Annotated in this window: 25 protein-coding genes; 10 read left to right on the top strand and 15 right to left on the bottom strand. The window is 70.6% G+C overall.

What is annotated here, in order from left to right; translation table 11 throughout:
- Positions 1–55: 55 nt before the first annotated feature.
- Positions 56–637: a dihydrofolate reductase family protein gene (locus ACSHV8_RS13940; RefSeq protein WP_436533027.1), complete on the top strand. Its 582-nt coding sequence runs from the start codon at positions 56–58 to the stop codon at positions 635–637.
- 48 nt (positions 638–685) lie between these two features.
- Positions 686–991 (top strand): hypothetical protein, encoded by a 306-nt coding sequence (locus ACSHV8_RS13935; RefSeq protein ID WP_436533026.1) that lies wholly within the window; start codon positions 686–688, stop codon positions 989–991.
- 2 nt (positions 992–993) lie between these two features.
- On the opposite strand, the gene ACSHV8_RS13930 is transcribed toward ACSHV8_RS13935, so the two are convergent.
- The 5 genes from ACSHV8_RS13930 to ACSHV8_RS13910 are packed head-to-tail and all read right to left on the bottom strand — an operon-like array spanning position 994 to position 6,020.
- Positions 994–2,025, bottom strand: coding sequence for a carboxylate-amine ligase (locus ACSHV8_RS13930; protein WP_436533024.1), 1,032 nt, complete (start codon positions 2,023–2,025; stop codon positions 994–996).
- A 5-nt stretch (positions 2,026–2,030) separates the two neighbouring features.
- Positions 2,031–2,447, bottom strand: a complete 417-nt coding sequence (locus tag ACSHV8_RS13925; protein ID WP_436533022.1) for an RDD family protein — start codon at positions 2,445–2,447, stop codon at positions 2,031–2,033.
- Positions 2,444–2,893: a hypothetical protein gene (locus tag ACSHV8_RS13920; protein WP_436533021.1), complete on the bottom strand. Its 450-nt coding sequence runs from the start codon at positions 2,891–2,893 to the stop codon at positions 2,444–2,446. The genes ACSHV8_RS13925 and ACSHV8_RS13920 overlap by 4 nt, the downstream gene beginning before the upstream one ends.
- The gene (locus tag ACSHV8_RS13915) at positions 2,890–5,523 is read right to left on the bottom strand and encodes a cation-translocating P-type ATPase (protein ID WP_436533019.1); all 2,634 of its coding nucleotides are present in this window, start codon (positions 5,521–5,523) and stop codon (positions 2,890–2,892) included. Before ACSHV8_RS13915 ends, ACSHV8_RS13920 begins: the two co-directional genes overlap by 4 nt.
- A gap of 8 nt (positions 5,524–5,531) precedes the next feature.
- The gene (locus ACSHV8_RS13910) at positions 5,532–6,020 is read right to left on the bottom strand and encodes a DUF6069 family protein (protein WP_436533018.1); all 489 of its coding nucleotides are present in this window, start codon (positions 6,018–6,020) and stop codon (positions 5,532–5,534) included.
- 107 nt (positions 6,021–6,127) lie between these two features.
- Between ACSHV8_RS13910 and ACSHV8_RS13905 the strand changes: the two genes are divergently transcribed.
- From ACSHV8_RS13905 to ACSHV8_RS13885, 5 genes are all read left to right on the top strand, one after another.
- Positions 6,128–9,424, top strand: coding sequence for an SCO7613 C-terminal domain-containing membrane protein (locus ACSHV8_RS13905; RefSeq protein ID WP_436533016.1), 3,297 nt, complete (start codon positions 6,128–6,130; stop codon positions 9,422–9,424).
- A gap of 57 nt (positions 9,425–9,481) precedes the next feature.
- On the top strand, positions 9,482–11,143 hold the full coding sequence (locus ACSHV8_RS13900; protein ID WP_436533014.1) for an aminotransferase class V-fold PLP-dependent enzyme: 1,662 nt from the start codon (positions 9,482–9,484) through the stop codon (positions 11,141–11,143).
- A 41-nt stretch (positions 11,144–11,184) separates the two neighbouring features.
- Positions 11,185–11,514: an ArsR/SmtB family transcription factor gene (locus tag ACSHV8_RS13895; RefSeq protein WP_436533012.1), complete on the top strand. Its 330-nt coding sequence runs from the start codon at positions 11,185–11,187 to the stop codon at positions 11,512–11,514.
- On the top strand, positions 11,511–12,002 hold the full coding sequence (locus ACSHV8_RS13890) for an SRPBCC family protein (protein ID WP_436533010.1): 492 nt from the start codon (positions 11,511–11,513) through the stop codon (positions 12,000–12,002). The genes ACSHV8_RS13895 and ACSHV8_RS13890 overlap by 4 nt, the downstream gene beginning before the upstream one ends.
- A 162-nt stretch (positions 12,003–12,164) precedes the next feature.
- Complete coding sequence (locus ACSHV8_RS13885) at positions 12,165–13,139, top strand: hypothetical protein (protein WP_436533008.1); 975 nt, start codon at positions 12,165–12,167, stop codon at positions 13,137–13,139.
- Positions 13,140–13,255: 116 nt separating this feature from the next.
- Here the strand turns inward: ACSHV8_RS13885 and ACSHV8_RS13880 are convergent, their stop codons facing one another.
- The 4 genes from ACSHV8_RS13880 to ACSHV8_RS13865 form a co-directional block, all read right to left on the bottom strand.
- Positions 13,256–13,810, bottom strand: coding sequence for a hypothetical protein (locus ACSHV8_RS13880; RefSeq protein ID WP_436533006.1), 555 nt, complete (start codon positions 13,808–13,810; stop codon positions 13,256–13,258).
- Between the two features lie 471 nt (positions 13,811–14,281).
- Positions 14,282–15,046, bottom strand: a complete 765-nt coding sequence (locus ACSHV8_RS13875) for a hypothetical protein (protein ID WP_436533004.1) — start codon at positions 15,044–15,046, stop codon at positions 14,282–14,284.
- 38 nt (positions 15,047–15,084) lie between these two features.
- Positions 15,085–15,564, bottom strand: a complete 480-nt coding sequence (locus tag ACSHV8_RS13870; RefSeq protein ID WP_436533002.1) for a hypothetical protein — start codon at positions 15,562–15,564, stop codon at positions 15,085–15,087.
- A gap of 313 nt (positions 15,565–15,877) precedes the next feature.
- On the bottom strand, positions 15,878–16,759 hold the full coding sequence (locus tag ACSHV8_RS13865; RefSeq protein WP_436533000.1) for an META domain-containing protein: 882 nt from the start codon (positions 16,757–16,759) through the stop codon (positions 15,878–15,880).
- A 360-nt stretch (positions 16,760–17,119) separates the two neighbouring features.
- Between ACSHV8_RS13865 and ACSHV8_RS13860 the strand changes: the two genes are divergently transcribed.
- Positions 17,120–18,052, top strand: coding sequence for a hypothetical protein (locus tag ACSHV8_RS13860; RefSeq protein WP_436532998.1), 933 nt, complete (start codon positions 17,120–17,122; stop codon positions 18,050–18,052).
- 211 nt (positions 18,053–18,263) lie between these two features.
- Here ACSHV8_RS13860 and ACSHV8_RS13855 read toward each other — a convergent pair whose 3' ends face one another.
- From ACSHV8_RS13855 to ACSHV8_RS13845, 3 genes are all read right to left on the bottom strand, one after another.
- Positions 18,264–19,244, bottom strand: a complete 981-nt coding sequence (locus ACSHV8_RS13855; protein WP_436532997.1) for a hypothetical protein — start codon at positions 19,242–19,244, stop codon at positions 18,264–18,266.
- On the bottom strand, positions 19,241–19,597 hold the full coding sequence (locus ACSHV8_RS13850; protein ID WP_436532995.1) for a GntR family transcriptional regulator: 357 nt from the start codon (positions 19,595–19,597) through the stop codon (positions 19,241–19,243). Before ACSHV8_RS13850 ends, ACSHV8_RS13855 begins: the two co-directional genes overlap by 4 nt.
- A 165-nt stretch (positions 19,598–19,762) precedes the next feature.
- A complete protein-coding gene (locus ACSHV8_RS13845; protein WP_436532993.1) occupies positions 19,763–20,332 on the bottom strand; it encodes a TetR/AcrR family transcriptional regulator in 570 nt (189 codons plus the stop codon).
- Positions 20,333–20,417: 85 nt separating this feature from the next.
- Between ACSHV8_RS13845 and ACSHV8_RS13840 the strand changes: the two genes are divergently transcribed.
- Entirely contained in the window at positions 20,418–21,299 is an 882-nt protein-coding gene (locus ACSHV8_RS13840; RefSeq protein WP_436532991.1) for an SDR family oxidoreductase, read from the top strand.
- Between the two features lie 141 nt (positions 21,300–21,440).
- The gene (locus ACSHV8_RS13835) at positions 21,441–22,751 is read left to right on the top strand and encodes an FUSC family protein (protein ID WP_436532989.1); all 1,311 of its coding nucleotides are present in this window, start codon (positions 21,441–21,443) and stop codon (positions 22,749–22,751) included.
- Between the two features lie 7 nt (positions 22,752–22,758).
- Here ACSHV8_RS13835 and ACSHV8_RS13830 read toward each other — a convergent pair whose 3' ends face one another.
- The 3 genes from ACSHV8_RS13830 to ACSHV8_RS13820 are packed head-to-tail and all read right to left on the bottom strand — an operon-like array spanning position 22,759 to position 25,718.
- Positions 22,759–23,268: a hypothetical protein gene (locus ACSHV8_RS13830; RefSeq protein WP_436532987.1), complete on the bottom strand. Its 510-nt coding sequence runs from the start codon at positions 23,266–23,268 to the stop codon at positions 22,759–22,761.
- A gap of 36 nt (positions 23,269–23,304) precedes the next feature.
- A complete protein-coding gene (locus ACSHV8_RS13825; protein WP_436532985.1) occupies positions 23,305–24,015 on the bottom strand; it encodes an SGNH/GDSL hydrolase family protein in 711 nt (236 codons plus the stop codon).
- Positions 24,012–25,718, bottom strand: coding sequence for a phosphatidylglycerol lysyltransferase domain-containing protein (locus ACSHV8_RS13820; protein WP_436532983.1), 1,707 nt, complete (start codon positions 25,716–25,718; stop codon positions 24,012–24,014). The genes ACSHV8_RS13825 and ACSHV8_RS13820 overlap by 4 nt, the downstream gene beginning before the upstream one ends.
- Positions 25,719–25,752: the final 34 nt, after the last annotated feature.

The following is a 25,752-nucleotide window of genomic DNA, read 5'->3' as shown; positions in this document are numbered from 1 at the left end:
CCGGCCCCGGACGCCAGCATCGGTGCGACCGGGCGCGGAGATTCGAGGAGGGCCTGTGGGCATCGTGTTCATGCACGACGTCGTGTCGGTGGACGGTTTCATCGCCGACGACAACGATGAGGTGGGGCCGCTGCACGAGTGGTACTTCAGCGGCGACAACCCGATCACCGACGGCGGCAGCAGTTTCAGGGTCTCCCGTGCGTCGGCGCTCTACGTCCGTGAGATCTGGGACGGTCTCGGCGTGATCGTGATGGGTCGGCGCCTGTTCGATCTGGTGAACGGCTGGGAGGGTCATCCGCCGGCGGGCGACCATGTGGTCGTGGTGTCCCACCGGCCCAAGCCGGAGGGCTGGCATCCCGAAGCTTCGTACCATTTCGTCGACAGCATCGCGGCCGCCGCCGACAAGGCCCAACAGTTGGCCGGGCCGCGGCATGTCGCCGTGAACGCCGGCGAGGTCGGCAGCCAGTTCCTGGCCGCCGGGCTGGTCGACGAGGTGGCGATGGATGTGGTGCCGGTGGTGTTCGGGTCGGGCCGGCGCTTCTTCGCCGGCGTCGACCGGCAGCATCTGCTGGAGGATCCCCACGTGGTCATCCAGGGCGAGCGGGTACTGCACCTCAGGTTCAAGGTGCGCCGATAGATGGAGACCGGATGATCGATTCCGATGGGCGAATCCATAATGATCGTCATGACGACGGTAGGTGGGTGGGTGTTCGAGGGGAATGTCGTTCGCTTCCTCGAACACCTGAGCCGTTACATCGGCTACCGGTACGACGCGGCTGACGAGGATGCTCTGGTCGGCGCCCTCGACGACACCGACGACGAGTCCGCCACTTTTTGGTTCAGTTATCCGCTGCAGGGGACTCCTCCGGTCGTGGTCTTGCTGGCCCGCGGGGTCGGCAGCAGCGTCGTCAGTGTCCGCGTCCAGGGTGAGCTCGACCCGGTCCTCGAGGCGAGGATCGACACCATGCTGAGTCTGCTGTCCGAGAGCTGACCTCAGTAGGCCACGGCCAGCGGGGTCGTCGCGTGCGCCAGCTCCCGGACGAAAGCGCTGCTCGGCCCGTGCCGTGCCCACAACCGCCGCTGGCGGTCGGCGCCGGTGCCTTCGCGGCGCAGGCGTTCGAAGCCGGCGTAGACCTCGCCGGTGTCGGCGAGCAGGAACGGGGTCACCTTGGCCGGCAGGCGCTGCGACGCCGGCAGCCGCCCGCGCGCCGACAGTTCCAGGTCGGCCCTGATCCGCGTGTCCGGCGCCGGCACGATCTTCTCGCCTCGGCGTACGTCGTCCAGCAGGGCCGCCACCAGGGCCCGGACCACGCCGGCGAGCAGTACGGTGTCGGCCACGTCGAGGCCGGTGTCGGCGACCCGTACCTCGATGGTCGGGTATCGCGGCGAGAGCCGCGCCAGGTAGCAGACGCCGGCCGGGTCCAGTGCCGCGCCGGAGTCGATGTGCCCGCGCACCGCGCGGTCGTAGTGTTCTGCGCTGGCCCACACCCCGGGCGGCCGGAACGTGGGCCAGCGCAGCTGGGCCGGGTAGCGCGCGCTGGCCCAGCCGGTGTCCACCCCACCGGCGAACGGCGAGTTCACCGTGAGTGCCAGCAGCGCCGGCAGCCATGGCCGCAGCCGGGTCAGCACGGCTGCGGCCAGTTCCCGATCCGGTACGCCGACGTGCACGTGACAACCGCATTCGCCGGCGCGTGTCGCGTCCGGGAAGCGCCGGGCCAGCTCCCGGTAGCGGTCGGCCTCGGTGAGCGCGCCGCGCGGGCCGCCGGGCAGCGGCGCGACCCCGGCCGCGACCAGGCGGGATCCGGTCTGCTCGGCCGCATCGGCGGCGATCAGCCGCAGTCGGGTGAGGTCCCGGCGCAGATCCTGCAGGTCCTCGCAGACCGCGGTGGCGGTCTCCACCTGATAGGACATCAGTTCCGGTTTGACCCGGCCCGGCGCGTGTCGGACCACCGACGCCGCGGTGGGCGAGACCGCGCCGTCCGGGTCGAGCAGCAGGAATTCCTCTTCGACACCGATGGTGAGCATCGGCCTCACCCCTCCCGGATGACGGCGGTCATGGCGATCTTGTCGGGCAGTCCCTGGTGGCGGCGGTCGACGATGAGCCACAGGGCACCGATCGGGAAGTACGCGAGCAGCAGCGCCCGGACCACGGCGGCGGCCCACCGCACCGGGCGGCCGTCGGCGCGGACCACGCGGACGCCGAGTACGGCCATGCCGGGGGTGCGCCCGGCCAGGGTCCAGAACAGCGCGCAGTAGGCGGCCAGCACCGCCGGCAGCAGGACCAGGTAGGACGAGAGGACCCAGCGGGCCGCCTCGCGGGCCTCGGCGCCGACGACCGAGGCGACCATGCCCAGGGCGGTCACGGCGGCGCCGGCCAGCGCGGCGACGGTGAGGGTGTCGATCAGGTACGCCAAGGTCCGGCTGACCAGCCCGGCGTATCCGGTCATGACGGGTCGCCGCGCCTCGACATCCGCAGGGTGAGCCGGTCGACGGCGCTGTCCCCGGCCGCGGCGCCGGAGCGGACCCGGCCGACGGCCTCGCCGACGATGCTCTCCCGCTGGCCGCGGATCAGGCCGCGGACCCGGTCGGGTTCGTTCTCCAGCAGGGACAGCACGCGTTCGAGCTGGGCGTCGACGAGGCGTTCGACGAGGCCGGAGTGGGCCAGCCGGTCGACGGCGGCGTCGACCGCCCGCTGGGCGCCGCGTTTGCCGCGTTCGCGCTCGGCGGCGCCCCGCTCGGCCAGGACCGTCCAGCGGGCCCAGACTTCCGCGGCCGTACGCAAAGTGTCTTGATCGAAGCGTGAGCGGAAAGCGGACAGCTTGTCGGCGCTCTTCTCGCCGGCGCGGACCGCGGCGCCGATCGCGACGTCGCCGAGCTGGATCAGGGCAATCATGAGGAACCTCCGGCCCGGCGCCGCAGCGCCGCCTTGCGGATCTCCGTGGGGATGACCACGGTGAGGGCGGCGACCAGGCAGATCGCCCACTGTCCGAGGTCGAGGCTGACCGTGTCCAGCATGCGCTGGAACAGGCCCATCTCGGTGGCCAGCACGATCGCGGCCAGCGACATGCCGCTGGTGATCACGAACCGCCGGTCGTTGAACGTCTCCAGGCTGAACACCGAGCGGACGTCGCTGCGCACGGTCCACGAGAAGACCAGGTTCATCAGGGAGAACGCGGTCAGGCCCATGGTCCGGGCGACGTCGACGTCATGGTCGCGATCGGCGAACCAGAGCACCAGCAGCGTGACCGCGCCCATGAAGACGCCGAGCAGGCCGAGCCAGCCGAGCAGGCGGTTGCTGAGCAGCGGTTCGTCGGAGCGGCGGGGCCGGCGGCGCATGATGTCGGGTTCGGCGTTGCCGTAGCCGAGGCCGACCGACTGGAACACCTGGGTGGTGAAATTCAGCCACAGCGTCTGCAGCGGCAGGAACGGCACGCCGGCCGCGATGTTGGCGATGCTCGCGGCCAGGAACGTGACGATCATGGCGGCGAGCACGCCCATCTGGAAGAAGATGTACTTCTTCAGGTTGGCGTAGAGGGCCCGGCCCAGCTCGACGGCCTTGACGATGGTGGCGAAGTCGTCGTCGGTGAGGATCATCGCGGCGGCTTCCTTGCTCACCTCGGTGCCGGTGATCCCCATCGCGATGCCGATGTCGGCGCTCTTGAGTGCGGGCGCGTCGTTGACGCCGTCGCCGGTCATGGCCACGATGTGGCCCTTGCGGCGCAGCACCTCGACCAGGCGCACCTTGTGTTCCGGGGTGACCCGGGCGATCACGCCGATGCCGCCGATCTCCCGGTCGGCCTGTTCGTCGCTCATCGCGCCGAACTCGGCGCCGGTGATGGCCCGGCCGCGGATGCCGAGCTTGCCGGCGATGGCGGCGGCGGTGATCGCATGGTCGCCGGTGATCATGCGGACCTCGATGCCGGCCGCGTGGGCCTGCGCGATCGCGTCCCTGGCCTGCGGTCTCGGCGGGTCGACGATGCCGACCAGTGCGAGCGGTTCGAGGTCCTGGAGCAGGTCGAGCAGGTCGCCGTCGACATGGTCGACGTCGCGCCGGGCGGTGGCCATCACCCGCAGGCCCTGGCTCGCCAGGCGATCGTTTTCGGCCAGGTAGCGGTCGCGCTGCTCGGGAGTCACCGCGCACCGGGCGAGGATCTGGTCCGGAGCGCCCTTGACGAAACAGCGCGTCCGGCCCGACATCTCATGAAAGGACGCCATCATTTTGTACGTGGCGTCGAACGGCAACTCGGCCACCCGGGGGTATCGCTCGCGCGTCGCCGCGGCGTCCAGCCCACCCTTCTCGGCCAGCACGACCAGCGCGCCCTCGGTCGGATCCCCGATCAGCGTGCCGTCGCTGACCACGGCGTCCGACGCCAGGATCATCGGCAGCAGGTACTCCTCCAGGGGCACGTCGGGCTCCCCCGCGACCCGCTTGATCGTGCCCTCGGTCGCGTAGCCGCCGCCCGAGATCACGTACCGTCGCCCGGGGATCGCCATCTCGGTCGCGGTCATCTGGTTCAGCGTCAGCGTCCCGGTCTTGTCCGAGTTGATGGCCGACGTGGACCCGAGCGTCTCGGTCGAGCGCAGCCGCTTGACAATGGCGTTCGACCTGGCCAGCAGCTGGGTGCCGAGCGACAGGATGGTGGTGACCACGGCCGGGAGCCCGGTCGGGATGGCCGAGACCGCGAACGCGACCGCGGCGGTGAAGACCACGGTGAACTCGTTGCCCCGGGCCAGGTTGATCAGCACCGAGGCCAGCAGCGCGAAGCCCGCGACGTACAGAATCTGGTTGGTCAGTCGGGCCAGTTGCCGCGTCAGCGGCGTGTCGGCGTCCTTCTCGGTCTGCAGCAGGCCGGAGATCCGGCCGACCTCGGTGGCCATCCCGGTCGCGGTGACCAGCAGCTCCCCGGCGCCGCGGGTGACGTTGGTGTTCATGTAGGCCATGTCCGACCGGTCGCCCAGATCGGTGTCGGCCTCGGCCAGCGGCTCGACGCTCTTGGAGACCGGCAGGCTCTCCCCGGTCAGCGCCGACTCGCCGATCTCCAGGGTGGCCGCGCGCAGCAGCCGCCCGTCGGCCGGGACCACGTCGCCGGCCTCGATCTGCACCACGTCGCCGGGCACGAGTTGTTCGGCCGGCAGTTCGGTGAGCGTGCCGTCGCGGCGCACCTTGGCCTTGACGATCATCATCTTCTGCAGGGCGTCGATCGCGGCGGCCGCCTTGCCTTCCTGGTGCAGGCCGAGTGCGGCGTTGAGCAGGGTCAGCGCGATCAGCATGACCCCGGTGCCCCACTGTTTCAGCGGGTAGAGGCTGCCCAGGCCGGCGATGAGCAGCACGATCTGCATCGGGTCGGCGTACTGCCGGGCGAACGCCCGCCACCACGGCTCCTTGGTGGCCTGGGCGAAGCGGTTGGGCCCGTACTTCTGGCGGCGGCTCTCGGCCTCCTCGCTGCTCAGGCCATGTTGCCGATCGACATTTTCGACATTCAGGGCTTCCGGTACGGAGAGGGTGTGGAAGATCGTCGTCATCGGGGCGCCTACCGGTACTGCTGCGGGTAGGGGCGCGGCGACGCCGGGCCGGTGCCGGTGCGCACCAGGCGGGTCGCCGACCGGGCGACACCGGCCAGCAGCGAACCGATCGCGATGCCCAGGATCATGTTCAGCCCCGACGTGTAGAACTGCGAGCCGCGACCGGCGTCGGTGACGAACGGCGCCAGCATCGCCGACACGGTCGCCAGAGCGACCACCCAGCCGAAGAACCGCATCGGGCGCGGCGTGGTCAGGATCAGCACGTGCACCAGGCCGGTGGCGGTCAGCGCGGCCAGGGCGGCACCCAGGGCGTACCAGCCGGTGCTCGCGTCGCCCCAGGTGCCCTGGCCCTTCGGGGCGAGGACGTCGATGTCGAAGATGCCGCGGCCGAGCAGGATCCCGGCGACGGCGATGAGGGCCGCCACGGCCGCGGTGGCGCCACCCCCGGCCCAGAGTTTCCCGGCGTTGACTGTCGGTTTCACGGATTCGGCGGTCATGGTTTCTCCTCGCTCACGTGAGGTGCCGGGCCGAGAATCGCCGCCGCCGCGATCCGGCGCCTCATCCAGCCGGGATGACTCTTGCGGGGGTGGGCGAGGATGACGCGATGAGCAGCCCTTCCGTGTCGTATCCGTGCCCGTTCTGCGGGGTGCTCGCATCGGCGGACAACGGGTGTCCGGGGTGCGGCCGGGGGCCTTCGGCGGACGCGGTCGAGGTGATCCGGCTGAACGCGGAACTGGCCGGGCTGGACGGCCGGTTGCGGGCCGCCCGGGCTGAGGTGGCGACAGTTGAGGCCGCGGTGTGGGAGGTGCGGGGGCGGCGGGACGCGGTGGCGGCGCGGGTGCGGGCGGCGGTCGCGGCCACCCGGCCCGTTGCGCCACCGCCGGCCGCGCCATTGCCGTTCGGGCCGCAGCCGTTCGGGCCGGCTCAGCCGTTCACAGCGTTTTCTTCGATCCCGGCGGCTCCCGAGCGGCGACTGACCACGCTCACTGCCCAAAATGTTCTTTTTGCCCTGGGTGGGCTGCTGCTCGTCGTCGCGGCGGCCGTCTTCACCGCCGTCGCCTGGGCGCAAGTGGGCGTGGCCGGGCGGGCGACGATTCTTGCCGCGGCGACCGCGGCTGTGCTTGCGGTTCCACCTTTTGCCGTACGTCGTAGCCTGACCGGCGCCGCGGAAACCCTGGCCGCCGTCGGCCTGCTGATGATCCTGCTCGACGGGTATGCGGCCTGGTCGGTCGACCTGCTCGGGGTGAGCACCCTGCGCCCGGCCACCTACGCCGCGATCGTCGGCGCCCTGACCTCGGCGATCGCCTTCGGATACGGGCGGCTCGTCGGGCTGCCCGGCCCGAAGATCGCCGCCCTGCTGATCGTCCAGCCGGTGATCCCCCTGGCCGTGCACGCCGACGCGACGGGCACGTCACTGGCGTTGACCGGCACGGTCGCGGTGAACATCGCCGCCCTGCATCGGCTGCGGTTCCGGACCTCCGGGGCCGGGCTGGTCGCGTACGTCTGCGGTTTCGTCGCCGCCCTGGCGGCCGCGCTCCTGGCGGTCAACGCCCTGGCCGTGGCCGGCACGGCGAGTTCCGCCGCCGCTGCCGGTGGCGCCCTGGTCCTGCTCGCCGCCGTGCTGACGGCCGGTGCGGTGCTGGCCGGTCACCGCATCGCCCAGACCTGGACCGCCGGCCTGCTCACGGTCGCGATCGCGGTCGCCGCCGCCGGCTGGCTGCTGCAGTGGGGCGCCGGTGCGCCCCTGTTGCGCCTGTCCGCGGTCGCCCTCGTCGTCGCCGTGGCGGCTCAAGCCCTCCGGGCCGCACGCCTTCCGGAGCCGGTCGGGCAGGGGCCGTGGATCGCGGCGCTCGGCGTCGCGGCGGTGCCCGCACTCGGGGTGGCGGCCAACGCCCTGATCGCCGCGCTGAACAGCATGACGGCCGCTCAGCCGCTGTTCGAAGCGCCACTGGCGGCGACCGTCGCCGGGCCCGGCGAGTCGCTGCTGCCGGCGACGATCGCCGTGTTCCTGGCCTACGTGATCCTGCTGCCCGCCTGGACCCGCGTCGAGCTGGCGTTGACCGCCCTGGCCGCGGTGGCCGTCCTGATGCCGGCCGTTTTCGGCCTGCGCTGGTGGACGGCGGCGGTTCTCGGCCTGATCGTCACCGCGCTCGCCCTGGTCGTGGCCGTCTTCCACAGCTCACGGATCCCTCGCGCGGTCCCGCTCGTGATCGCCGCGGCCGCCGCCGTGCACGCGTCGGCCACCGGGCTGGGCGATCCGGGGGTCGCGGCCGGTGTGTTCGCGGCGATCGCGGTGCTCGGCGTCGGCACCGCCCTGCTCGTCGGTACCGGCCCGCTCGGCGAAGTGACCCAGGTCGTCGGCCTGCTGGCGTGCGCGCCCGCGGTGTGGCTCGGCCTGTTCGCGCTGGATGTCTCCGTCGCCGTGCAGGTCCGGGCCCTGTTCGGGCTGACCGCCCTGCTGGGCCTGGCCGCCCGGCGGGTCCGCGCCTACGAACCCCAGGTCGCCGGGGTCGCGCTGCTGTTCGCCGCCGCCACTCCCCTGTGGAGCTATTCCGGTGGCGATCCGGCCCAGCTGTACGTGGGCGGTTCCCTGATCCTGGTCGCCGTCCTGCGCAGGAATCTGCTCGCCCCGGTCGTCGCGGCCGTGCTGACGGCCGGCCTGCTCGCCTGGACCGCCACCGACCTCGCGGCCCTGGTCGCCTTCGACGAGTCGAGCACGCCACCGGTGGCCTGGGCGACCGTGGCCGCGGTGCTCATGGCCGCGGTCGCCGCCCGGCTGTTCACCTCGGCCTGGACGGCCGCCCCGCTGGTGGCCCTGGCCCTCCCCCTCGCGCTGGCCGCGGCTCACGCGCCCTGGCCGACGGTGCCGATGGCCCAGGTCGCCGCCGGGCTCGCCGGCCTGGTCGCGGTCGTCCTCACCCGGCGCCATCCGCTGCTCGCGGCCGCTTTCGGGCTGCTCGCCGCGATCGGGGTCGGCGCGTCGACGGCCCGGCCGGGCACCTTGCTGGCCGCGTTCGCGCTGGTCGCAGTCGCCGGGGCGGTCATCGGCACAGCCGCGCGGGACGTGCCGAGCCGCATCGCGGGTTGGGTCGGCGGTTGTGCGTCACTGGTCGTCGTCGCGTACCTCGGGGCAAGCGACCTGATTCATCTCGAAGCCGGTGGCGTAGCGCTCACCGTGCTCGCCACCGCCGCCCTGGCCATGATGCTCGAATGGTTCCTGGCCGGCCGCCGGCCCGGCGAGGCGCCCGCCGTGACCGCGGTCGCGCAGACCGCCGCGGTCATCGCGCTGCTGCTGGCCGGCAGCCTGGGCCGGGCGGCGCTGATCGCCACCCTGTGGGCGGTCGTCCTGGCCGTCCGCGCGGTGCGCCCCGGCGAATCATCGAAGATCCGCTTCCGGTACGCCCTCGGCGCGGCCGCGGGGGCGCTGCTCGGCTGGTGGTTGTTCCTGATCGCGCGCGAGGTCGGCACGGCCGAGCTCTACACCGCGCCGGCTGCCGCGCTCGCCCTGCCGGCCGGTTGGCTGGCCCGTCGCAGCCGGCCCGAGCTGCCGTCGTGGACCGCGTACGGTCCGGCGCTGGCCGCCGGTTTCCTGCCGACCCTGGCGGTGATCGCGAACAGCGGCGCCGGCGACCCGCAGTACGCGCGCCGGCTGCTGCTCGGGCTGGCCGGGCTGGCGGTGCTGGTGGCCGGCGCGCTCGCGCGGCTGCAGGCCCCGGTGATCTGCGGCGGCATCGTGGTGGTGCTGACCGCGCTGCACGAATTGGCGCAGGTCTGGGACCTGGTGCCGCGCTGGGTTCCGCTGGCGCTCGGCGGCCTGCTGCTGGTCGCGATCGCCACCACCCTCGAACAGCGCCGCCGCGATCTGCTGAGATTGCGCGACGCAGTGGGCCGGATGAGTTGAACCACGGCAGGTTCGGTCGATTGAACTGCGTGGAACAGAGCGCGTTGGATGGGTGACATGAGCGACACGGGTGATGGCATGCTGGCGCGGATCCGCGACGGACTGGTCGGGGCGGGACAACTGCTCGACGGACCGTTCGGTCCGCGGCGGATCACGTACGCCGACTACACGGCCTCCGGGCAGGCGCTCGACTTCGTCGAGGACTTCCTCCGCGAACAGGTGCTCAACCGGTACGCCAACACGCACACCGAGGCGTCGGCGACCGGGGCGCAGACCGGGGCGTTGCGCGAGGAGGCCCGCGAGATCATTCACCGCGGGGTCGGCGCCGGCCCGGAGCACGTGGTGATCTTCTGCGGTTCCGGGGCGACGGCGGCCGTGGCCAAGCTCGCCGGGCTGCTCGGACTGCGCATTCCGGAAAACCTCGACGATCGGTACGGGCTGAGCACGCACATCCCGCGCGATCAGCGGCCGGTGGTCTTCGTCGGTCCGTACGAGCACCACTCCAACGAGCTGCCCTGGCGGGAATCGATCGCCGACGTCGTCGAGATCGAGTCCGATCACACCGGGCACGTGGACCTCGACGCGCTGCGCGGGGCTCTCATCGCGTACGCGGACCGGCCCGTCCGGATCGGCAGCTTCTCGGCAGCCTCCAACGTGACCGGCATCCTGACCGACACGGCGGCGGTCTCGGCCGTGCTGCGCGAGCACGGCGCGCTCTCGGTCTGGGACTACGCGGCGGCCGGGCCGTACGTGCCGATCTCGATGGCCGACAAGGACGCCGTCTTCCTGTCCCCGCACAAGTTCGCCGGTGGTCCGCAGACCCCGGGCGTGCTGGTCGTCGACCGCCGGCTGATGACCAACCGGGTGCCGGTCACCCCGGGCGGCGGGACGGTGGCCTACGTCGACCCGACCGGCCACCGCTACCTGGAGGACCCGGTGGTGCGGGAGGAGGGCGGCACCCCGGCCATCGTCGAGTCGATCCGGGCCGGGCTGGTCTTCGCGGTCAAGGACGCCGTCGGCACCGAGGTGATCACCGCCCGCGAGCACGCCCTGTGGCAGCGGGCCAAGCAGCGCTGGACGGCCGAGGAGCACATCGAGATCCTCGGTGACGTCGAGGCCGACCGTCTGTCGATCGTGTCCTTCCAGGTCCGGGCGGGCGAGAAGTACCTGCACCACAACTACGTGGCCGCGCTGCTCAACGACCTGTTCGGCATCCAGGCCCGTAGCGGCTGTTCGTGCGCCGGGCCGTACGGGCACCGGCTGCTCGGCATCGACGAGGCGCACTCCCGCGAGTTCCGCGACGAGATCCTGGACGGCTGGGAGGGCATCAAGCCGGGCTGGTCGCGGCTCAACTTCAACTACTTCATCTCCGACACGGTCGCCGACTACCTGATCGAGGCGGTGCTGCTGGTCGCGCGATACGGTGCGCGGCTGCTCCCGGACTACCGATTCGATCCGCGTACGGCCCGGTGGACGCACGTGCGGCACACTCCCCCGCCGGTGCGGCTGGCCGATCTGCGGCTGGGCGCGGACGGCACGGTCACGATGCCGGCCGCGCCGACGGCCACCGTGGGTGAGGACGTGCTGGCCGGCTACCTCGAGGACGCCCGCGCGCTGCTGACCGCGCGGACGGAACCGGAGGACGGCGTACGCCTGAATCTGCCTCTGGGTTTCGAGAAGCTGCGGTGGTTCCTGCTGCCGGACGGCTGCCCGGCCTAGGTACCTTGTCGGGTACGTAACCGATCGGGTACGTTGGCGTCGTGGATGCGGTGTTGCATGCGTTGACCGACCGGAGCCGGCGCGTCGTGCTCGACGCGCTGGCCGACCGGCCGGCGACGGTGAACGAGCTGGCCGACCTGCTGCCGATCGCCCGGCCGGGCGTCTCGCGGCACCTGCGGGTGCTGCGCGAGGCCGGGCTGGTCGAGGTCCGGCAGGAGGCGCAGCGGCGGGTGTACTCGTTGCGGCCCGAAGCGCTCGTCGACCTCGACGCGTGGCTGGGCCGCTACCGGACACTGTGGCAGCGCCGGCTCATCGACCTGCACGCCGAGATCGCGCGCCCCCGCCCCAGCGAACCCGAAGGTGACCGATGACCGGGATTCATCTGCTCGGCAGCCTGTACCTGATGCCGGACGGGCGCGGCGCCGTCCGGATGGAAGATCTCTACGACACCGGCATCGACGACCTCTGGTCGGCCATCACCGACCCGGTGCGGCTGGCCCGCTGGCTCGCCGAGGTCACCGGCGACCTGACCCTCGGCGGGACCGTCCACGCCCGGTTCACCAGCGGCTGGGACGGGCCGGGGCGCATCGACGTGTGCGAGCCGCCGCACCGGCTGCTGGCCACGATGGAGCCCGGCACCCCCGACGAGACCGTCATCGAGGCGGTGCTGACCGCCGCGGGCGACAAGACGCGCCTGGTCGTGGAGGAGCGCGGGCTGCCCGCCGACTCCTACTTCCACCACGGCGCCGGGTGGCAGGCGCACGTCGAGGACCTCGCCGCCCACGTCGCCGGCCGGCCACCCGCGCCGTGGCGCGAGCGGTGGCAGGAGCTGGCCCCGGCCTACCGCGCGCTCACGTAGGCGCGCACCCGCGGGGCCCACGCCTCGCGGCCGACCTCTTTGGCCGCCTCGCCGGCGCGGCGCAGGGCGATCGCGGCGGCCTCCGGCCGGGGGCAGGACTCGCTTACCTTCGTACGACGTCGGCGGTGACTTCACTTGGCAATTTCCACGTAGGCTCACCCGATGGCAGCCCTCACACGCCACGGGACACCGGTTTCCTCGGTGTTCGATCTTCTCGGCATTGACGAGAACGACGTGACCGCAGCCCTCGGCTTCGCGCTCGCCAGAACACCGACCCTGCTCGGGGCGGTGGTGCGCCGGGTATGGCCTGCCGCTACGGATGCAGACCTTGGCGCGGCGTCGCTCGCGTTAGAAGTGCGTGGCGAGATCGGGCGCACCGACTTGGAGATCACCCTGCCCCGAGCGTTACTGATCGTCGAGGCGAAGCGTGACTGGCTCCTACCTACCGAAAGCCAACTGCGTACCTACGCGCCGCGTGTGCTCGCGCATGGCGCCGGCGCACTCGTCACGCTCTCCCAAGCAAGTATCGAGCTTGCCCAGGTGCTGGCCCCCTCAACGGTGGATGGGGTGCCCGTGACCCATCTGAGCTGGCGTGATGTGCTGTCCGATCTAGGCGACATCCGCCCTGTCAGCCGCGGCCAGGAGCGGACATGGCTCGACGAACTGACTACCTACCTGCAGAAGGTGATGCAGTTGAGGTCTATCGCTGACAGCTGGACATACTGCGTAGTACTCAGCGACGACCGTCCCGGGGACGGCGGCGAACGTACTTTTCGCGAGTTCGTCACCAACGACCACGCGTACTTCCACCCCTACGGATCAGGCGGCTGGCCCACAGAACCGCCCAACTTCATGGCGTTCCGGTGGCAAGGAGCAGTACGCCGAGTCCATCGCGTCATCAAGGCCGAAGTTCTGCCGAGCCTGCTCAACCGCTGGCCGGACATACTCGCCACCCAGGAAACAACACGCCCGCACGCGGTCTACGACCTCGGCCCGCAACTCCCACCCACCGACCCCGTTCCCAACGGGGCGCCCTACCGCGCCTCACGCCTCTGGGTACTACTGGATCAACTACAAACCGAACCAACCCTGGCCGCTGCGCACGCCAGCAGCAAGCGCCTCGCCGGCACCGGCTAGAACAAACGGCATGATCCATCTTGCGGTCTGGATATCTCGTACGCCTCGGACAGCGGCATGAGAGCGTGCGGTCGGGTGGTCGAGCCGTGTCCGCTGTTTGACCGTCAGTCATCCGGTCAGCCGGGGCCGGACGCCTCTTCCACCATTTCTGTGTACTCGGTATCGGTGGCACCGCGCCACTCGCCGGTCGTCAGATCCTGCACGAGCCACGGCTGGTAGAGCGTGCCCTCGACCCACTTAGCGAACCAGTCGACGATCGTCATGTGTTGGGGAAAAGCGGATGAGACCCCGTGCGGGGCCGGGTTGGGATCGCAGCCCCAGATCTGGCCGTCGGCAAGGTCGAGCTCACTGCTGATGCCACAACCCCAGTCGCATAGCGTGAGGACGCCACTCTTGAGCCCGGTCAGCGCATTTATTCCGCCGATTCGGTGCCCGTCTCGGAGGCCGAGAAGCCCGTAGCCGGGGCCAAAGCCGCCGTTGCCGACCTCTAAGTACAGCCGGCGCAGCAGCGATGGCAGTGACCGGCCAGCCATTTTCTCAGCCTCCGCGACTGCAGCAGGCAGTGCGGGCCGGAGCGGCGCTAGCCGATTGCTCGGCACCTCGTCGATATAGTCGCCAGCAGCGATTCGTCGAACCACCGCATCGAACACCTGGTTATCTCGTGCCGACATAGCACGCAGCGTAGCGATACGCACTGCGATCCATCAGATGGCCGTACATCAGGGGCGTGAAGGTGGAACCTGAAGAGCCGTTGGCATGCTGACTCGACCCGCCGTCACGCGGAGTACACGACCGGATCGCGGTAGATGAGGTAGTTTCCGCCCGCCGGAGCTGGAGTCCCGGAGCGGACCTATTAATCGCGGCCAGCCAGGTGAATACGGAACGTGGATCTCGACACATAACGCCATGACGACACAGTTAACTGGTTCGTTACTTGACTTTGGCGCCGGAGCAGCCCTTCATGGATCGCATCTCGCCCGACCCGCAGGCCCAGACCACTCGTACAACCCGCCCAGCCGGGTTAACATAACTCGCGGCTAGAAGAGGACGTCATCGGATTCTGGATGTTCGCCCGAACTAGGCTTCGGCGCAAGAGTCCGTGACAGAGCGCACGCGCCTTGTTGCTTTGTGGCAGCGCTCTATCAAGGACGCAGTTCGACCCGGATATCACCACTATCCGGGAGGATGATTGCGGTAGCGCTATTGTCTCGCCGCCATCCAACGGGGAGCAAGAACCAGCGCTTGTCCCGATATATGTAGAGCCGGAGTCCGTCATACCGGTAGGGAAATGCAGCCGTCGTCGCCGCTTTCGTCATAGTCACACCGGGGCCGGCTAGTCCGAGGTCTACTTTACTAAAGACTACGGCTGTTGATCTGCTCGACGGAGTGTTCGCGATGGATTGCGCCACACGTTCGCCGGTCTGCTGAGCATAGATAGCGAAGGACCAGAACAGGCTGATCGTGACGGTGCCAGCGACCGCCCCGCGACGCAGCGCCGCGAAAGTCTTGGCCGACCAAACGGTGGCGGCGGACTCAATAAGAACGGCTCCGGCGATGAGAGAGATAGCTGCTGCGATTGGCTGTGAAACCTGGGTCCAGCCGAACAGCACTGCGGCACCAGTCGTCGTGAAAACCGCGCCAGCAAGCGCGACCTCAATGAGAGCAGCCTGTTGGGACGCAATGCGGCGGAGTAGGACAAAGGCGACCAAGCCTGCGGCGATCAGGCCCAGCAACGCAGCGCAGGGCCGGAAGGCTACACCGACGCTGCGCAGAAGGTAGTCCTGCGGCGTGAACGCAAGGAGGTTTGAGTCGATTCCGAAATAGCCGAAGATCGCATTCGTGCGTACCCAGCCGAAGTAGAATAAGAGCCCGGTCAGCGTCGCAAACGGCGCGATGACCAGACCCACTGTCTCGAGGGTCTTGGCTAGTGCGGGCGCGGGTGTAGTCAGTCGAGGCCCTCCACCTCTCGGGCACGGGCGTAAAGATCACTGGCGCGCGACGATCGCCACTCATAGCTCCGCAGCAAAGCCAAGGCCGAGGCTATGTCTTGCCTGGCGGCTTCCCGCAGTTCGACCTCTGTCTTGATGTCACCTTCGGCTTCGAGGGCGTCTGCCTCCGTGTCGATGGCCTTATTGAGTAGGCATCTCGCCTGTGTCGTGCACGCGCTTGAGGACGTCGTGCCCACTTGGGTTGGCGCCGCCTCGACGCCAGGAATCTCGTCGGGCGGGCGGGTAGCAGTCGCCACCACACCTGGGATCTCGGTCGCACCGGCGCTGGCCGCTCTCGGCGTCGGCGCGCCCCCTACCCCCGGAACCTCCTCATCGTTGCAGCTCACGAGCAGAAGAACCGAAGCTAGCGCGGCCAGGATCAAAATCTGGCGCTTGCCCATAATGTCATCATGAAGATCGATGGCGCGGATGTCCATCGACTGAAAGGAGTGCGTGGTTGTCCGATCATCCAGGCGGCTAAGAAGCCTTCCTCTGCATGGCTTGTCGTGAAGAAGGAGCGCTTTTCGAGTCCATTGCAGGGCGCGCCATTTTTACGCGCTTAGGCGGGAGCGGGCGGGCCGCCGAGCAATGGGTTGCGGCACACCGGTACCCATTAAGAAAATGGTCATACCGGCAAAAGGGATGCACTCTCATCGGCATGAGAGTGAATCTGCCTCATGGATCTGACCGGCCAGGGCCAGCGGCGGAATATGTTTACGTCTTGGCCCTTGCCCGCGTGGGGTGGACAGGTCAGTCACCGGATGGTGAGGTGGTGATGTCCGGGCCGCTGTCGTCACGACGGAGTCGCCCCAGTTCCGTGGCGTTCTGATCGAGTAGTACGAGGGTCGTGCCGTCGAATCCGGCCCGCCGCGTCGACGACAACCAGCTGTCAACCGGTACGTTGTCACAGCCCACAAGGGTCGTAAACCCGGTCGTGGCCAGCAGCGTGCCCGCCGGTCCCGAAACCCAGCCACCCCCGAATCCGTTGCACCCGTCCGAGCCCGCCCAGCGGCCATCGCCGCCGAATTCCAGGTGTGGCTGCTCAGGCTGCCTCGGTCCATCACTGACCGGTACCCATCGGCCCGGCAGATCCTGCCGGACGACCGGCGTCAGACCGGCGGGGAGCACGGCAGGTGGAGCGAAAGATCGGCGGAACTCGTCGGTCACCTCGAAGGATTCCCGGTCGGGTCGCGGCGGCTTTCCGCTGGCAACCAGGTAGGCGACGGTCGCACCGTCAACGTCGACCAGCACCACGGTACGGCCGTCGACCCGGTAGCCGGCGGCTCTGTCCAGCCAGGCGACGCGGGTATCCAGGTCGCATCCGTCGGTGCTGCTCATGACATCGGCGATGAACAGGCCCTGAGAATCGGCTTTCCAAGCAGCCTGCAACTCGCCGCAGGTTTGGTAGACCGTGAGTTCTTCCGACGTCAGATCCACTACCGAGGCGGGCTCTGCACCAATACCGACTGGCGTCCACATGCCGACCAAGGCGATCGGGTCCAACGGACCAGAAAGGGAAGGCGACGGCGCGACCGAGGCTGACTCCGCAGACCCGGATAGAGCAAAGATTGCCGATGCGATCATGGCCGCCACCAGCGCCGTTCGCCGGACGTCACGCATGTCGACGCTCATCGGGCGACGACCCCGCTTCCGACATGTCTGACCCCCAAGGCCGAATCCTGGACGGATCAGGTGTCGCGATCCTCATCAACTTGCCGCACCCACAGCACAGCCGTGCAAGCAGACAAGCTCGAAGCCTAGAACGACGATCGCCCCTTCCTGCTCCACTGTTCGGTTGATCTTGGCGTCGTCTCAGGCGGGCTGACCGTCGCGGTACCGCCGGCGCCGCGAATAGCTTTTGCAGTTCAGGAAGCCTGAACCGTACAGGCGGCCGATCACCGTGCGCGGCAAAGCGCCGTCCGGCGGCGCCCACAGTGCGGCAGACGAGGACGATCGAACGGGGCGCGCTCTCTCGTGCCGTAAGGTGCGCGGATGGCATCGGAAGTGGACGAGTTGCTAGCCCTATTGTCGATGGAACATGATTTCCACCGGCGTTGGGAGATCCGCTGCAATATTGAGAAAGCGCCAAATGCTGCGACGGTGCTGCGGGACATACGTCGACACGGCCCCGGCCGGTTACGGGCCGCCGCCCTTGATGCTCTCATGCATCTCGAAGGGGAATCGGGCCTGGATCCGACGGACCTGGCTACGATCGAGCGCCTCATCCGGATTCGCCAGCACACCGATCTCCTCACACCTGTCATGTCGATCGAAACGACTTGGTGGTGCGTTCGCGATTTCGACCAGGCAGCGGTTATGGCTTCGCTCGGGCTGACCTCACCAAGGCCTGTGACCTACAAGATGGCCAACAGCGTCATGGAGATCATCGATTCGGACGACGAGTCTGGTCTTGTCTACGTCGGTCCGAAGATCAACGGATGGACACCCGTCGTCGGTCCCTGGTGCGACGCGTTCGGCGATCGTGCTGATGAAGCCCGAACGACCATCGAGCGGCTGAGCGCGGATTGCGGCGAGGTGCACGCGTTCTCCTTCAGCGCGTACAACAACGGGACCGCGTGGCTGGTCGCAAGGAACGGCGTCACGGTACGTCGCTACAGTACATTCGATCCCCAGGACACGACCGGTGACCCGCTGCCGATCGAACGGGACTGGATGGCTGCACATGGGGTTCCGGGCCGCCCGGAAGAACACTGCAGGTACAACGACCACGGGGTCCTCGCGTACGACGACGAGTTCGCGGATGCAATGTGGAACTTCTACGAGGCCAACGATGTTGCCGCCGCGGTCAGCGTCGACGTCGGATGGAAGCATCCTCATGACGCCGTCATCCATGGCAGCCCGGTACTGGCTGCAGTGCCGGGCGCCGGGCCTGTCACTTTGCCGCCCGGCATGTATGAAATATAGCGCCAGCACTGGTCATGATCTCGAACACACCGTCCAGCCCGGCGAATCACCGCAGAAACGAGTCGGCGTCGACAAAAAGGCCATGGCGCGCAGGCTACGGCCGCCCGGTGAACAACTCGGGCGAGAGCAGCCGGCCCGCCCGATAAGTGGGCGGTGACGAGCGCCCGGGCGAGTCCAGCGCTCGTCACCGATTCAGGACATGCGCTGGTGATCAGTGGCGGGCGCGGTCGGCCAGGGTGTTGAGCAGGGCGGCGCCGGTGGCGGCGTCGTCGACGGTGACGACGAAGGAGCGGCCGCCGCTGCGTTCGACGAGCAGGCCGGCGCCGGAGCGCAGGACCACGCCGATCCGGCCGCCGCGGCCGACGCGCCAGCCCCAGCCGCCGAACTGGCGGACCGGGTGGACCTCGGTGACCGAGGCGCGTTCGACCTCGTCGGCGGGCACGTGCGTGCCGGGCCAGCCGACCAGGGAGCGCACGGTCAGGCCGGTCGCGTCGACCCGCACCGAGAAGCCGAACATCATCACGAACAGCGCGGCCAGCAGCACCGGCACGACGAGCAGCCACCACTGTCGTAGTCCGACGGCGAGCAGCGCGACCGCGACGGTGACGACGGCGCCGATGATCAGGCCGGGGCCGCCGTCGGCGTGGCGGATCCACACGGCGCGCTCATTGTCGGTCAGGCCGATGCGTGGGGCGTCCGCCGCGATCGGCGTCGTGACCGGTTCGGGCCGGTCGGCGGGCACGAGCACGGCGGCCAGCAGTGCGGGCAGCAGCGGGACGACGATCACGGCGGCGACGGCCCATCCCCGTACCGTCGCCTGGGTGGCATCGGACAGGCCTCGCTGAGCGCCGGCCGTGAGCAGCAGCAGGCCCGCGCCGAGGCTGCCGATCCAGAGGTTCGACGCAACGACCAGGCGCCGTGTCATCGCGGAGCCGCCCCAGAACCAGGCGATCGCGCCGAACAGTCCGCAGCAGACGATCACCATCAGCGCGGCGACGATCAACAGCGAGGTCAAGGACATGAATTCATTGGGTACGGAGGAAGCCCCGCCCCAGTGCGTCGCGAGTGGATCCGGCAGGTCGTCGCGCCAGCTCAGCACGACGGCGGAGGCCCCCGCGGTCAGGGCGAGCGCGGCCAGGGTGGACCACAGCGCCGCCGTGCGGGCCTTCGGTCGCCAGGTGTGGTTGGTCATCGGCTCATCGCCTCCTTGAGAAGCACGGTCACGGTCTCGACGGACAGGTTGGCCGCGCGGGCGGCGCCGACCAGGGTGGTCAGCGCCTGCTCGACCGGGGACAGGTCGGTGGCCGCGCGCCCGGTGACCACGGCGCCCCGGCCGCGGCGCAGCTCGATCAGGCCTTCGTCGCGCAGCTGCTGGTAGGCCTTGAGGACGGTGTGGACGTTGAGGTCGAGCGAGTCGGCCAGCTCGCGGGCGGCCGGCAGCCGGTCGCCGGGGGCGAGTTCGTGGCGGGCGGCGGCCAGGTGCACCTGCGCGGCGAGTTGCGCGTAGAGCGGCTCGTCGCCGGCCGGATCGATCCTCCAGAGCATGCTTCGACTCTACTTGTTCTAGTTGAAGTAGAACAAGTAGGCGAAAAAAATTAGGACCGGCGGCTACGGCATCTGGCCGCCAAGCTCAGCCCGCGCCGCCGGTGACCAAAAGATAACCCAATGGAGTCGCCACCACACCCGTCAGTGACGATCGTCGTCAATATTTCATCCCAGCGATGCGCTCGCGGCTCGCAGCTCGGCCAGTGCGGCCAGCGCGAAGGGAGCGAACTCGTCCCGATCACTTTCGGACCAGGCGGCGTAGCCGCGCTTGAACGCGAGCACCCCCAGCTCCCCGGCCAGCGCCGCCACCGAGTCGGCGACGCCACGGGCGGTCAGTGCCGCGGTCATGGCCGCGGCCAGGCTGACACTCTTGAGCGCGTCGCGCTCCTGCAGCTCGGTGCTGGTGGCCACGGCGGCCTTCAGGCGCGGGCCGAGATCGCGGTTCATCGGGCCGAACGCGCTCGACGCCCGTTCGAGGCCGGCCGCGACCGCCTCCAGCGGACCGGCGTCGGCCGGCGCCTCGGCGATCCCCTCGGCCAGCAGGCCGCTCAGCGTTTCCTGCCCGGCGACCAGCAGCTCCCGCTTGTCCGGGAAGTGGCGGAAGAACGTGCTCTTGGTGACCCCGGCCCGCTCGGCGATCTGCGCCACGGTGGTCGCGTCGTAGCCCTGCTCGGTGAACAGGTCGACGGCGGCCAGGACGAGTCGTTCGCGTGCGCCGGGTTCCCATCGAGCCATGGTCACATCATAGGTGACGGGACAATGGTCCCATCGCTCTGGTACGGTGACGGGACAAGAGTCCCATCACTTCGGGGAGAGTGCCATGCACGTCTTCGTCACCGGCGGCACCGGCCTGGTCGGGTCCGCCGCCGTCGCCGAGCTGATCGCCAACGGTCACACCGTTCTCGCGCTCGCCCGTTCCGACGCCTCCGCCAAATCCGCCGAGGCGGCCGGCGCCACCACCGTCCGGGGCGGCCTGGCCGACCTGGAGGTCGTCCGCGCCGGCGCGGCCCAGGCCGACGGGGTCATCCACCTGGCCTTCAGCAACGACTTCAGCAGCCCGGAAGCGCTCACCCGCGCGATCACCGAGGAGACCGCCGCGCTCACCGCCCTGGGCGAGCAGCTCATCGGCAGCGACCGCCCGCTCGTGACGGTTTCCGGCACGCCGTGGGAGCCGGGCCGCGCCTCCACCGAGTCCGACCCGCTGCCGGTGGACGGCCCGGTCGGTGGCCGCGGCCGCACCGTCAACGCCATCCTCGCGCTGGCCGGCCAGGGTGTGCGCAGCAGTTCGATCCGGCTGCCGCGCACGGTGCACAACAACGGCGACGGCGGATTCGCCGGGCTGCTGACCCAGATCGCCCGGCGCACCGGGGTGTCCGGCTATCCGGGCGACGGCACCCAGCGCTGGCCGGCCGTGCACGCGCTCGACGCGGCCGTGCTGTTCCGGCTCGCCCTGGAGTCGGCGCCGGCCGGGACCGCCTGGCACGCGGTGGCCGACGAGGGCGACGCGGTGCGCGACATCGCCGCGGTCATCGGCCGCCGCCTGGGCCTGCCGGTGTCGTCGGTGCCGCCGGAGACGTTCGGGCCGCTGGGGCCGATCTTCGCGGCCGACCAGCCGGCGTCCAGCGCGCACACCCGGGAGGCGCTGGGCTGGAAGCCGGTGCACCCGAGCCTGCTCGACGACCTGGAGAACATCCAGCCCTGACGGATGACCGTCGCGCCCGGGCGGGCTGACCCGTTCGGGCGCGACGACGATCACAATCGGCCCAAATCCCGGATACGGACAAATCCTCGCTTTAGCTTTCTAGTCGTAAGGCGCCCGCCCACGACCCAGAAAGCAGTTCCCTTGACCCACCCGCTCGCCGTCGTTGCCGTCAGTCTCTCCGCCTGTGCCCTGGTCGCCGTCCTGCTGCCGCGCGCGGTCCGGCCCGCCGTGGAGTCGGCCGGCCGGGCGGCCCTCGCCCGGCTGCGCCCGCACACCCCGGCCCGGCTACGACGGATGGCCCGGGCCGCCCGCAACCGGATCGATCCCGCGGTCGGCCGGTCCGCGCTGGTCACCGCCGCCGCGGCCGGGATCGCCTGGTCGGCGGCGGGCACCCTGCACCTGGCCGGCCCGGCGATCGCCGCGGTCTCGGCCACCCTGTCGGTGCAGATGAGTTCGCACGCCTCGGTCCGGGAGGGCGCCCAGCGCCTGCTCGGCACCTTGGCCGGGCTCGCGGTGGCGGTCGTGGTGTGGGGCGCGTTCGGTCTCACGCCGTGGTCGATCGCGGTCATCACGGCGTGCGGGCTGGCCGCCGGGCGGCTGCTGCGCCTGGGCGACAGCTCGGTCTCGGTCCCGGCCACCTCGCTGGGCATCCTGGTCGCCGGCAGTGCGGTCACCGAGACGTTCGTGTGGCAGCGCATCGCCGCCACCGCGCTGGGTATCGTCGTCGGCGCGATCCTGTCGCCGCTGGTCGGCGGCATGACTCCGGTGCAGCGGGCCCGCTGGGAGCTGGCCCGGCTCTCGACCGAGATCGCCCGGCTGCTCGACCGGCTCGGCGCCGGGGTGCGGGACGGCTACAGCCGTGAGCAGGCCGCCGAGTGGCTGGCCCGGTCCCGCGAGCTGGCCGACGACCTGGACGACGCCTCGACCGCGGTCGACGAGCTGCTGCGGCAGGCCCGCTGGTCGCTGCGCACCCCGGTCACCCGGGTCACGCCGCTGCAGCAGACGCTGCGTGCCCTGGATCACGGCGCCCAGCAGGTCAACTCGGTGGCGCGGTCGATGTTCGACGCCACCGCGACGCCGCGCTCGGCCGCCGTTCCCGAGCCGATCGGTCACGTGCTGAGCACCGCGTCGGAGGCCTTCGCGGCGCACGCCGCGCTGGTGGCCGACCCGCGGGCCGAGGCCGAGACCGGCACCCTGCACGAGCTGCTGGAGTCGTTGCGCGACGCCCGGCGCCGGACACTGCGCACGGTCCGCACCGAGGTCGACGACACCGGTGTGCTGGTGCTGACCGGCTCGATCATCACCGACATCGACCGGATGGCCGGCTCCCTGGAACGCTCCGCGCCCGCGCTCACCGTCGGCGTCCGCGAACCCGGCCCGGGCATCCCGGCCGTCTCCGAGGTGCTGCCCGCGGTCCGCCTGATGTGGGAGAAGGCGCGAGCCGGACGGTGAACGCGGGTCAGGCGGCGATGTCGCGTTCGCGGCGGCGACCGGACACCTGCCGCACCCACCGGATCGCCGACGACGCCATCATCGCCTCCAGCTCGGCCCGCGCGTCCGGCGCCGACAGCACGTCCCGCTTGCGCGAGCCGGGCCGGGCCCGCTGCGCCTCCAGCGCGTCCAGGCCGGCGGCCACCACCGCGTCGAAGGTCGCGCGGTCGGTGGCGGCCATCGCCAGCAGCACCCGGTCGAGCACGTCCTGCGGGCCGCTGTCGGCCGGCACGTCCCGGATCCAGGCGCGCTGGCGCAGCACACCGGCCTCGGTCAGCGTGTAGGCCCGCGGCCCGTGCCGCCCGCTGGTGCGCACGTGCCCGAGCCGTTCCTGGCGGGTCAGGGTCGCCACCACCCGGAGCACGTCGACGGCGCGGTCCGGCCCGAACGTCCGCGCGTGGCGTTGCCGCAGCTCGTACGCGCTTCCGGGACCGTCGGCCAGGAAGACGAGCAGAATGTCGCCGAGCGTCGCGGTCATGACTCCAACTTCTACAGAAGAATAGAAGTTAGCACGTCATCCGGCCGCGTAGACCGCCTCGGCGATCGCCTCGTGCCCGGCCGCGTTCGGGTGGTCGCCGTCGGCCGCGAGCAGTGCGGTCGGGTCCCGGGACCGGTCCGCGCCCTTGAACGCCGGCACCGTGCTCACGTAGGTGGCGCCGCTCTGGGCCGCCGCCGCGCGCAGGGCCGCGTTGCCGTACCGGGTGGCCGAGTCGGCCGACCGCACCCCGTCCGGCCCGTAGTCGGCGAGCCCGACCGCGCCGTCCTCGACCACGTTCCAGTAACCGAGAATCAAGATCCGGACCGGCGTACGGCGTCCCTGCCGCACCACCGCGACGATGTCGGCCACCGTGGTGCGCACGTTCGCGGCGGCCACGGCGTAGTCGGCCCGGTCGCTGAACGCCTCGGCCATGTCGTTGGCCCCGGCCATCACGATCACCACCGACGCCGCGTCGAGATAGGCCCGGACCCCGGGATCAAAAACCTGATTCTGTACGTCCACAGCGGTGTAACCGGGCACGGCCAGATCGACCGATCGGGCCGGCGGCGCCAGCATCCGCCCGTACAGATCAGGAAATGGGGTGCAACCGCAAGCGGTGCCCGCCGGAACCGAATCGCCCAGGGTGACCACCAGCGGCGCCGAGGCCCGCACGGGCGAGGGCGGCGCCGAGGCCACGAACCCGGTCAGGCACACCACGGCGAGGAACAGGACGGCCCGCGCGCTCAAGCGGCCACCGTCGTGGGGGTGCCGGCCGGTACCGACCGTCCGGCCGGCAGGAACGCCTCGGCGGTCAGCGCCGCCACCGCGATCCGCGGCAGGTCCCGCGCGGTCGGGAAGCACAGGTAGCGCGGCTGCCAGGTGGGCAGATACTTGGCGTTGGCCCGGTAGAGCGACTCGATCTGCCACAGCCCGGACATCAGGCGCAGCAGCCGGTGCCAGAGCCGCAGCACCGGCCCGGCGCCCAGCTCCTCGGCGCGGGCGAAGACCGAGCGCAGCACCGCGAAGTTCAGCGACACCCGGCGCACCCCCAGCGACGCGCCGGCCTCGATGGCGGTGACCACCATCAGTTCGGTCAGCCCGTTGTCGGCGCTGCGGTCGCCGCGCATCAGGTCCAGCGACAGCCCGTCGGCGCCCCACGGCACGAACTGCAGCACCCCGCGCAACCGCTGCTGGTCGTCGCGGGCCAGCACCAGCAGGCAGTCCCCGTCGCGCGGGTCGCCGAGCCGGGACAGCGCCATGGAGAATCCGCGCTCGACGTGGCCGTCGCGGAACACGTCGGCCGCGCGCAGCACCGCGTCCATCTCCTCCGCCGATAAATCCCGCTGACGTACGACCGTGCAGGTATAACCGGCCCGGCTCATCCGGTTCACGGCCTGCCGGACCGCCCGCATCGGCCGTCCCTGCAGCGTGAACGCGCCCACGTCGATGACCGCCTCGTCGCCCAGTTCGATCACGTCCAGGCCGTGCCGCCGGTACGCGGTGCCGCCGCTGCGACCGCACCCCAGCACCGCCGGGGTCCAGCCGTGTACCGCGCAGTCGGCCAGCCACACCGCGATCGCCTCGGGCCAGGCCGCTTCCACGCCGATCGGGTCACCGGCGGCCAGGCTCACCCCGCGCACCACCCGGTAGGCCACCGCCGCCTTGCCGTTGGGCGCCCACAGCAGTGCCTTGTCCTCGCGCAGCGCGAAGTAGCCCAGCGAGTCGTTGCCGCCGTAACGTCCGAGCAGCTCACGCAGCCGTTCGTCGTCGGCCTGGGAACGTTCCGGGCGCCGCTCGGCGGTCTGCAGCAGCAGCACCGCGGCCACGATCACCGCCAGCAGCCCGAACGTGCCGGTGGTCAGGCTCACCGTGTCGGCCGCCCACGGCCGGGCGAAACGCACCGGCCCGGTCACGCCGAGCAGCCCGAGCGCCGCGTGCAGGACCCACTGCACGACACCGGGCGCGCCGATGAGGTGATCGGCGCGGATCGCGATCTCGGTCAGGCCGAGCAGGAAGCCGGTGGCGGCGAACCCGGTGAACGCGGTGAACGCCCGCCAGCGGCTGCGCGGGTCGGGCACCGCCCGGAACCCGCCGCGGACCAGGATCAGCATCGCCAGCAGGGCGGCCGAGACCGCGGCGGCGTCGAAGTCGAGGCCCTTGAGCACGTGCAGCAGCACCGCGGCGCCGGCCAGGGCGACCGCGAGCTGCCAGGCCCGGTGCTTGCCCCGGCGCAGCCCGTTGCCCAGGTACACCAGGGTCACGCCGGCCGCGGCGGTGGCGGCCCGGGCCGACAGGATGCCGGCGGCGGGCATGAACTCCACCAGCATCGCCATGCGTTCCCGCTGCTCGGGGAAGACGGCGGTCACCACGTCGAACACACCGGCCAGCTGAACCAGGCGGGCGACCGCCGCCCGGGACAGCGGCGGCCGGGACTTCCAGGCTGCGGTCATGGCCGCAGGCTAGGCCGCCGTCGGTGAGAGAACG

The organism is Actinoplanes sp. HUAS TT8 (genome assembly GCF_051380535.1).
Taxonomy (GTDB): domain Bacteria; phylum Actinomycetota; class Actinomycetes; order Mycobacteriales; family Micromonosporaceae; genus Actinoplanes.
Note: the sequence above shows the minus strand (reverse complement) of the source record. Positions and strands in the feature narration are given on the sequence as shown.